General features: G+C 65.5%; 7 protein-coding genes. 3 read left to right on the top strand and 4 right to left on the bottom strand.

Features of this window, described 5'->3' with window-relative positions; translation table 11 throughout:
- Together tcuC and JOY90_RS15475 are read right to left on the bottom strand one after the other, a co-directional pair.
- A partial coding sequence (gene tcuC, locus JOY90_RS15480; protein ID WP_291691992.1) for a tricarballylate/proton symporter TcuC occupies window positions 1-897 on the bottom strand: 897 nt, incomplete at its 3' end.
- A gap of 135 nt (window positions 898-1,032) precedes the next feature.
- Window positions 1,033-1,947 carry a transcriptional regulator GcvA gene (locus tag JOY90_RS15475; protein ID WP_291691991.1) on the bottom strand — a complete coding sequence of 305 codons (915 nt, stop codon included), beginning with the start codon at window positions 1,945-1,947 and terminating at the stop codon, window positions 1,033-1,035.
- A gap of 111 nt (window positions 1,948-2,058) precedes the next feature.
- Between JOY90_RS15475 and JOY90_RS15470 the strand changes: the two genes are divergently transcribed.
- Complete coding sequence (locus tag JOY90_RS15470) at window positions 2,059-2,262, top strand: DUF1127 domain-containing protein (RefSeq protein ID WP_291691990.1); 204 nt, start codon at window positions 2,059-2,061, stop codon at window positions 2,260-2,262.
- A gap of 70 nt (window positions 2,263-2,332) precedes the next feature.
- Window positions 2,333-2,947 (top strand): GNAT family N-acetyltransferase, encoded by a 615-nt coding sequence (locus tag JOY90_RS15465; protein WP_291691989.1) that lies wholly within the window; start codon window positions 2,333-2,335, stop codon window positions 2,945-2,947.
- Window positions 2,948-2,961: 14 nt separating this feature from the next.
- Here JOY90_RS15465 and JOY90_RS15460 read toward each other — a convergent pair whose 3' ends face one another.
- Window positions 2,962-3,807: an enoyl-CoA hydratase gene (locus tag JOY90_RS15460; RefSeq protein WP_291691988.1), complete on the bottom strand. Its 846-nt coding sequence runs from the start codon at window positions 3,805-3,807 to the stop codon at window positions 2,962-2,964.
- A gap of 134 nt (window positions 3,808-3,941) precedes the next feature.
- Window positions 3,942-4,643 (bottom strand): SDR family NAD(P)-dependent oxidoreductase, encoded by a 702-nt coding sequence (locus JOY90_RS15455; protein ID WP_291691987.1) that lies wholly within the window; start codon window positions 4,641-4,643, stop codon window positions 3,942-3,944.
- Window positions 4,644-4,788: 145 nt separating this feature from the next.
- Here JOY90_RS15455 and JOY90_RS15450 point away from each other — a divergent pair.
- Window positions 4,789-5,749, top strand: a 961-nt coding sequence (locus JOY90_RS15450) for an acyl-CoA dehydrogenase family protein (protein ID WP_291691986.1), incomplete at its 3' end; no start/stop codon positions are given.

Genomic DNA, 5,749 nt, shown 5'->3' with positions numbered 1-5,749 from the left:
CACCGCGCCGCCGACCGGATTCCAGATGAAATTGGTGACCGCGACCAGCAGCGTGACCAGCAGCGCATCCTGGGTCGACAGTTTCAGGACGTTCCTGCCGAAGGTCGGCGTGTAGACGGTGACGAAGTAGAACGTCGTCGTGGTCAGGATCGCGATCATCATGCCGAGGATCACGATGCGCCAGTTCGCGACCGCCGAGGCGAACACCTCGCTCGCGGTCGGATGCTTCTTCATCGCCAGGAATTCCGGTGTCTCCTCCAGCGTCCGGCGCAGGAAGAAGATGACGGGAATGATCAGACAGCCGACGAAGAACGGGATGCGCCAGCCCCAGGCCGTGACGGTGGCCGCCGGCATCATTTCGCTCAGCACATAGCCGAGGATCGCAGCGACGAAGATCGCGACCTGCTGGCTGGACGATTGGAACGAGGTGTAGAAGCCGCGATGGCCGGGCGTGGAAATCTCGGCGAGATAGACCGATACGCCGCCGAGCTCGACGCCGGCGGAGAAGCCCTGCAACAGCCGGCCGATCAGCACGATGACGGGGGCCGCGACGCCGATCGTCGCATAGGTCGGGCAGATCGCGATCACGACCGTGCCGAGCGCCATGATCGACAGCGTGACGATCAGGCCCTGGCGGCGGCCGATCTTGTCGAGATAGGCGCCAAGTATGATGGCCCCTACCGGCCGCATCAAGGCGCCGAGCCAGAACACGCCGAAGGTGTTGAGCAGCGCCGCGGTCTCGTTCTCCGAGGGGAAGAAGGCCTTCGCGATCGCGCTGGCGTAAAAGCCGAACAGGAAGAAATCGAACTGCTCGAGGAAATTGCCGCTGGTGGCGCGCAGAATGGCGCCGATCCGCGACTTGATCGCGGGCGGCTCGGTGGCGGTGGTCTGCGACATGGCGCGATTCCTTCCCCGTACTCGCTTGGCCGGTCGAGCAACTTGGCTGCCGGTAATTGGTCTCGACGAACCTACTTGCCACGCCGTGGTCCCGCAACCAACCGGAAAAGCCGCGAATTCCCGCTGACTTGGCGCTCAGGCCGGAATTTTCCCGGCGTTGTTCTTGACGGTCGCAAGCAGCCACTGCCGGAAGGCGCGGAGCTTCGGCGTCTCGGCTGCGTCTTGCGGCGATACCAGGTAGAAGCCGGCGTCGGAAGGTAAGGCAATCTTGAAGGGAACGACGAGACGGCCCTTGGCGATGTCGGCCTCGACATAGGAGGTCCGGCCCATCGCGACCCCGATCCCGTCGATCGCCGCCTGCACGGTCATCAGGATCAGGTCGAAGGTCAACCCAGGCTGGCGGGAGATGTTGGCCGGGAGGCCGGCGGCGGTGAGCCAGAGCCGCCAGTCGTCATCATAGCCGCCGCTGGTGTGCAGCAGCGGGTGGCCGGCGAGATCCTGCGGGCAGCGCAGCGGCTTGTCGCCTTTCAGGAGTTGCGGGCTGCACACCGGAAACAGCTCGTCGGCCATCAGCCAGTCGCTGCGCACGCCCGGCCAATGGCCGCGGCCATAGCGGATCGCAGCGTCGACGTCGCCGGAGCGGAAGTCGACCAGCCCGGAGGAGGTCGTGATACGGACGTCGATGCCGGGATGCGCCTCCTGAAAGGTCGACAGCCGCGGCAGCAGCCATTTGGCGGCGAGCGAAGCCAGCGTGGAGACCGTCAGCACGTTGTCGTCGTCCTTCCGCAGCAGGCGGTCGGTCGCGAGCCTGAGGTCGTTGAATGCGGCGCGGACGCCCGGCAGGTAGTCCTTGGCCTTGGGCGTCAGAGCGAGGGTGCGGTTCTTGCGGACGAACAGCGCGATGCCGAGCTCCTCCTCCAGCCGCTTGATCTGATGGCTGATCGCGGTCTGCGTGACGTTCAATTCGGAGGCGGCCTGGGTGAAGCTCAGATGGCGTGCGGCGGCCTCGAATGCCCGCAACCCGTTGAGCGACGGCAGGCGGGCTGTCATCTGGGCTCCAAATACATGACGTTATTTCATCCGAAACGGTACAAAGTGTCGTTTGCGCCGCCGCTGATTCATACCAATATTCGACACGGAAGATAGCTTTAGGAGCGAATGATGTCCACCCTCACCCATGAATCGATGACAAATCATCATGTTCCGGGGATCTGGGGCCAGCTCAGCGAGACCGTCCATCTCTGGCGGCGGCGGCACCAGGCCCGGCGCGAGCTGACGCATTGGACCGAGCGGGACCTGCATGACGTTGGCCTGACCTGGAGCGACATCGTGCGCGAGGCCGAGAAACCTTTCTGGCGGGCTTGAGACCACGGCAGCCAGGCCGGCGCCGCCTCGTGTGAGGGGCGCCGGCCGATTTTCCGCAAGGGAGCGCGCGATGATCAGGCTTCGGTTCGACGATCTCCGCCAATATTCGGATCTGCTGCACACGTCTCGCGGCCACGCGGTCAACGTGCGTTTCGTCGAGCCGCGTGATGCGGAGGAGCTGCAGGCCTATTATCGATCGCTGTCGACACGTTCGCGCTACAACCGCTTTCTCGGCGCGATGAGCGAGTTGCCGAGGCCCGTGCTCGAGCACTTCACCCATGCCGGCGAGGACGACAGCTTCACCGTGATCGCGACCATGAAGGTCGGCGGTTTCGACACCATCATCGGCGAGGCGCGCTACGCTCTGGACGCGGCAAGCAACAGTTTCGAGTTCGGTCTCTCCATCGAGGATCGCTGGCAGGGTCTTGGCCTCGGCGCGTCGCTGCTGAAGAACCTGGAATGCCGCGCGGCCGCATTTCGGGCTGCGCGCATCTTCGGCGACACGCTGCGCTCCAACGAGGCCATGATCGCTCTCGCGCGCATGGCCGGCTTCGCCTTCACCCAACATCCCGACGACTGGAAGCTGATCCGCTTCGAGAAGCATATCGACGCGGCACCGGCCGATATCCCCTGCGCGAGCTGGCGGATCGCCGCGCGCGAGGCGCAAGCAGCCGTTCATGTCTGACTGTTGCACCGGTCCTACTTGCCTTTGAACACCGGCTTGCGCTTGTCGATGAAGGCCTGCACCGCCTCCTTGTGGTCGGCCGTGGTGGTGAGGCGGACCAGCCGTTCCGCCTCCTGGTCGCGGGCGGTGGCGAAGTCGAACGACAGCGCCTCGTCGAGATTGTCCTTCATGTAGCGCAGCGCCAGCGTCGGCCCGTCGGCCAACGATTTCGCCAACGTAAACGCCTCCTCCTGCAATTTGTCATCCGGCACGACGCGGTTGACGAGGCCGATGGCCTCGCAGCGCGCCGCATCGATGCGCTCGGCCGTGAACATCAGTTCGCGGGCCCGCGCGGTGCCGACCAGGCGGGTCAACAGCCAGGCGACGCCATAGTCCCCGCTCAGCGCGACGCGCAGATAGCCGGTGGAGACGAAGGCCGACTGCGCCGCAATCCGGATATCGCAGGCCATTGCGAGCGCGAGCCCGGCGCCGACCGCGGGGCCGGGCAGGGCGGCGATAGTCGGCTTGCGTACCGACACCAGCGCACCCGTCAGCAACCGCTGCCGCTCCTGCAAATCCGCGACCTTCTCGTCGAAGGACATGTCGAGCTTCTTCTTGTCGCGATGCGCGCCCATGCCCTTGACGTTGCCGCCGGCGCAGAAGGCCGTGCCCGCGCCGGTGAGCAGGAGCGCGTGGACGTTCGGATTCTCGCCGCAACTGCGGATCATCGCGCGCAGCGCCGGCGTGAGGTTGTCCGACATCGCGTTGCGCGCTTCGGGCCGGTTGAGCGTGATGATTGCGACGCGGTCGCGGATTACGCACAAGAGTTCGTCAGTGCCGGTGTCGATCCTGGTTTCGTTAGGCGTCGGCGCATCGCTCATCCACATCTCTCCACTGTTGCAGGGTGGGGTGGCGACTTGTCCGCCCAAGTGTTGGCGAAGGCGGAAGCGTACCCACCGATTTCCTCATGACGAATGGTGGGGTACGCCTGCGGCCAACCCACCCTATCGCATCATCAGAACTTCTCCACCCAGGGCCGCAGTTCCACTTCCCAGGTCCAGGCGCTGCGCGGCTGCTGCAGCACGTTCCAGTAGCTCAGCGCGATGGCGTCGGGATCGAGCATGGAGTCCGGCCGGTCGGCGGGCTCGGCCCGCGCTCCGCTGCGGATGCCACCGTCGATCACGAAATGCGCGACATGAATGCCCTGGGGCGACAATTCGCGTGCCATGCTCTGCGCCAGCCCGCGCAGCGCGAACTTGCCCATCGCGAACGGCGCGGATTGCGGATAGCCCTTGACGGAAGCGGATGCACCGGTGAACAGGATCGCGCCATGCTTGTTGGGCAGCATCCGTTTTGCCGCCTGCTGCGCCACCAGGAAGCCGCCGAAGCCGCTGACCAGGATCGCCTGCGCGACCTCCGCGGGGACCAGGTCGACGAAGGCGCCGCGGGCGCGCGCGCTGGCATTGTAGACGACGAGGTCGGGCGTGCCGATCTCGCGCTCCACCAGGCCGAACAGCCGTTCCACCTCGTCCGCGTCGGCGGCGTTGCAGGCGTAAGCACGCGCGCCGGTCTCGTGGCAGAGCGCGCCGAGCTTCTCGATCTTGCGCGCGGCGAGCGCGACGCCGATCTTCTGGCGCGCGAACAGGCGCGCCAGCGACGCGCTCAGGCCCTCGCCGGCGCCGACGATGAGGGCGGTCTTATATTTGGGCAGCTCCATGGGAGGCTTTCCTTGCAGGTGGATGAGAGGCTCAATCTAGGTGCGCAAGGCCTCCAGGCAAGCGGTTGCGTGTGATACCGCAACGGAGCATGATCCACATCATGCCAAGCGGCAAGAAGAAACGGGGCGGAAACGGACAATGAATATGAACCAGCTCATCACGCATGACGCGCCGGCGCGCCCGGCGCTGCTCGCGCCCGACACCTCGGGGATGAATTTCTATCACGCCGATCCGGCGCTCGCGGACCTCCTGCGCATCCATCTGCCCGAGGCGTTGTTCCGCCATATCGAGCCGCATCTCGAGCGGCTTGGCGAGCTTGCCGGCGGCCATCTCGATGAATGCGCTCGGCTTGCTGACCGCCATGGGCCGGTGCTGCATCAGCGCGACCGCTTCGGCCGCGACGCGCAATGGATCGAGTATCATCCGGCCTATCAGGAGCTGGAGCGGGCCGCCTTCGGCGAGTTCGGCATTCACGCGATGTCGATTCGCAAGGGCATCCTGGGCTGGCCGGACAGATATCCCGTGGTCGCCAAGCACGCCTTCACCTTCCTGTTCAACCAGGCGGAGTTCGGCCTCGGCTGTCCGATCAACGTCACCGACGGCTGCGCCAAGCTGCTTGCGAATTTCGGCAGCGAGGCGCTCAAGGCAAAATATCTCGACGGCCTGACCCAGACCGACATGGAGAAGCTGACGCAGGGCGGACAGTTCATGACCGAGAAGGAGGGCGGCTCCGACGTCGGCACGCTGACCACCCGCGCGGTGCAGGAAGGCGAGCACTGGCGGCTCTACGGAGAGAAGTGGTTCTGCTCCAATGCCGATGCCAGGGTGGTGATGCTGCTGGCGCGGCCGGAAGGCGCGCCGCCCGGCACACGCGGCGTAGGGCTGTTCCTGATGCCGCGCTTCCTCGACGACGGCACGCCGAATCACTACCGGATCGTGCGGCTGAAGGACAAGCTCGGCACCCGCTCGATGGCCTCTGGCGAGATCAAGCTGGAGGGTGCGATCGCCTATGCCGTCGGCAAGCTCGATCGCGGCTTCGTGCAGATGTCCGAGATGGTCAATTCGTCGCGATTGTCGAACGGCGTGAAGTCGACCGCGCTGATGC

Source organism: Bradyrhizobium sp. (assembly GCF_019242285.1).
Classification (GTDB): Bacteria; Pseudomonadota; Alphaproteobacteria; order Rhizobiales; family Xanthobacteraceae; genus Bradyrhizobium.
This window is presented reverse-complemented; position numbering and strand designations above follow the sequence as displayed.

Excerpts from the sequence above, each read along its gene's own strand:
- JOY90_RS15475 (WP_291691991.1), bottom strand. The coding sequence starts at position 1,947 with ATGACAGCCCGCCTGCCGTCGCTCAACGGGTTGCGGGCATTCGAGGCC.
- JOY90_RS15455 (WP_291691987.1), bottom strand. The coding sequence starts at position 4,643 with ATGGAGCTGCCCAAATATAAGACCGCCCTCATCGTCGGCGCCGGCGAG.
- JOY90_RS15460 (WP_291691988.1), bottom strand. The coding sequence starts at position 3,807 with ATGAGCGATGCGCCGACGCCTAACGAAACCAGGATCGACACCGGCACT.
- JOY90_RS15470 (WP_291691990.1), top strand. The coding sequence starts at position 2,059 with ATGTCCACCCTCACCCATGAATCGATGACAAATCATCATGTTCCGGGG.
- JOY90_RS15465 (WP_291691989.1), top strand. The coding sequence starts at position 2,333 with ATGATCAGGCTTCGGTTCGACGATCTCCGCCAATATTCGGATCTGCTG.